This is a genomic window from Pseudomonas sp. NY15364, from assembly GCF_048068235.1.
Lineage (GTDB): Bacteria > Pseudomonadota > Gammaproteobacteria > Pseudomonadales > Pseudomonadaceae > Aquipseudomonas > Aquipseudomonas mendocina_D.
The window spans coordinates 1-2,880 of record NZ_JBLUPX010000072.1; the positions used below are offsets into that span (position 1 = coordinate 1).

1 rRNA gene is annotated in these 2,880 nt (G+C 52.2%); it reads right to left on the reverse strand.

Going from position 1 to position 2,880, the window contains the following annotated elements:
* Window positions 1-3: 3 nt before the first annotated feature.
* Window positions 4-2,796: ribosomal RNA gene (locus ACNFCJ_RS23930) — 23S ribosomal RNA — on the reverse strand.
* Window positions 2,797-2,880: the final 84 nt, after the last annotated feature.

The following is a 2,880-nucleotide window of genomic DNA, read 5'->3' on the forward strand; positions in this document are numbered from 1 at the left end:
AGGGAGCTCAAGGCTCCAGTGAGATCTCATCTTGAGGCAAGTTTCCCGCTTAGATGCTTTCAGCGGTTATCTTTTCCGAACATAGCTACCCGGCAATGCCACTGGCGTGACAACCGGAACACCAGAGGTTCGTCCAACCCGGTCCTCTCGTACTAAGGTCAGCCCCTCTCAAATCTCAAACGTCCACGGCAGATAGGGACCGAACTGTCTCACGACGTTCTAAACCCAGCTCGCGTACCACTTTAAATGGCGAACAGCCATACCCTTGGGACCGGCTTCAGCCCCAGGATGTGATGAGCCGACATCGAGGTGCCAAACACCGCCGTCGATATGAACTCTTGGGCGGTATCAGCCTGTTATCCCCGGAGTACCTTTTATCCGTTGAGCGATGGCCCTTCCATACAGAACCACCGGATCACTAAGACCTACTTTCGTACCTGCTCGACGTGTCTGTCTCGCAGTCAAGCGCGCTTTTGCCTTTATACTCTACGACCGATTTCCGACCGGTCTGAGCGCACCTTCGTACTCCTCCGTTACTCTTTGGGAGGAGACCGCCCCAGTCAAACTACCCACCATACACTGTCCTCGATCCGGATAACGGACCAGAGTTAGAACCTCAAGGTTGCCAGGGTGGTATTTCAAGGATGGCTCCATGAGAACTGGCGTCCCCACTTCAAAGCCTCCCACCTATCCTACACAAGCAAGCTCAAAGTCCAGTGCAAAGCTATAGTAAAGGTTCACGGGGTCTTTCCGTCTAGCCGCGGATACACTGCATCTTCACAGCGATTTCAATTTCACTGAGTCTCGGGTGGAGACAGCGCCGCCATCGTTACGCCATTCGTGCAGGTCGGAACTTACCCGACAAGGAATTTCGCTACCTTAGGACCGTTATAGTTACGGCCGCCGTTTACCGGGGCTTCGATCAAGAGCTTCGCTTGCGCTAACCCCATCAATTAACCTTCCGGCACCGGGCAGGCGTCACACCCTATACGTCCACTTTCGTGTTTGCAGAGTGCTGTGTTTTTAATAAACAGTCGCAGCGGCCTGGTATCTTCGACCGGCATGGGCTTACGTAGTAAATACTTCACCCTCACCGGCGCACCTTCTCCCGAAGTTACGGTGCCATTTTGCCTAGTTCCTTCACCCGAGTTCTCTCAAGCGCCTTGGTATTCTCTACCTAACCACCTGTGTCGGTTTGGGGTACGGTTCCTAGTTACCTGAAGCTTAGAAGCTTTTCCTGGAAGCATGGCATCAACCACTTCGCATTCTAAAAGAACGCTCGTCATCAGCTCTCGGCCTTGATCTCCCGGATTTACCTAAGAAATCAGCCTACCACCTTAAACACGGACAACCAACGCCGTGCTGGCCTAGCCTTCTCCGTCCCTCCATCGCAGTAACTAGAAGTACGGGAATATTAACCCGTTTCCCATCGACTACGCATTTCTGCCTCGCCTTAGGGGCCGACTAACCCTGCGTCGATTAACGTTGCGCAGGAAACCTTGGTCTTTCGGCGTGCGAGTTTTTCACTCGCATTGTCGTTACTCATGTCAGCATTCGCACTTCTGATACCTCCAGCAAGCTTCTCAACTCACCTTCACAGGCTTACAGAACGCTCCTCTACCGCTCATCCAAAGGATGAACCCGTAGCTTCGGTGTATGGTTTGAGCCCCGTTACATCTTCCGCGCAGGCCGACTCGACTAGTGAGCTATTACGCTTTCTTTAAAGGATGGCTGCTTCTAAGCCAACCTCCTAGCTGTCTAAGCCTTCCCACATCGTTTCCCACTTAACCATAACTTTGGGACCTTAGCTGACGGTCTGGGTTGTTTCCCTTTTCACGACGGACGTTAGCACCCGCCGTGTGTCTCCCGTGCTGACACTTGCTGGTATTCGGAGTTTGCATCGGTTTGGTAAGTCGGGATGACCCCCTAGCCGAAACAGTGCTCTACCCCCAGCAGTGATACACGAGGCGCTACCTAAATAGCTTTCGAGGAGAACCAGCTATCTCCGAGCTTGATTAGCCTTTCACTCCGATCCACAGGTCATCCGCTAACTTTTCAACGGTAGTCGGTTCGGTCCTCCAGTCAGTGTTACCTAACCTTCAACCTGCCCATGGATAGATCGCCCGGTTTCGGGTCTATACCCAGCGACTAAAGCGCCCTATTAAGACTCGCTTTCGCTACGCCTCCCCTATTCGGTTAAGCTCGCCACTGAATATAAGTCGCTGACCCATTATACAAAAGGTACGCAGTCACCCAACAAAGTAGGCTCCCACTGCTTGTACGCATACGGTTTCAGGTTCTATTTCACTCCCCTCTCCGGGGTTCTTTTCGCCTTTCCCTCACGGTACTGGTTCACTATCGGTCAGTCAGTAGTATTTAGCCTTGGAGGATGGTCCCCCCATGTTCAGACAAGGTTTCTCGTGCCCCGTCCTACTCGATTTCATTGATAAGAGCGTTTCGTGTACGGGGCTATCACCCACTACGGCGGCACTTTCCAGAGCCTTCCACTACACTCAAATCAACTTAAGGGCTAGTCCCCGTTCGCTCGCCACTACTTAGGGAATCTCGGTTGATTTCTTTTCCTCAGGGTACTTAGATGTTTCAGTTCCCCTGGTTCGCCTCTTGCACCTATGGATTCAGTACAAGATACCCGGCTTATGCCGGGTGGGTTCCCCCATTCAGAGATCTCTGGATCACAGTCTGTTTGCCGACTCCCCAAAGCTTTTCGCAGGCTACCACGTCTTTCATCGCCTCTGACTGCCAAGGCATCCACCGTATGCGCTTCTTCACTTGACCATATAACCCCAAGCAATCTGGTTACTGTCTCAATCGTGAAGACGACATTCGCCGAAAATTTGCGTCTTGAGAACTACAAATTTT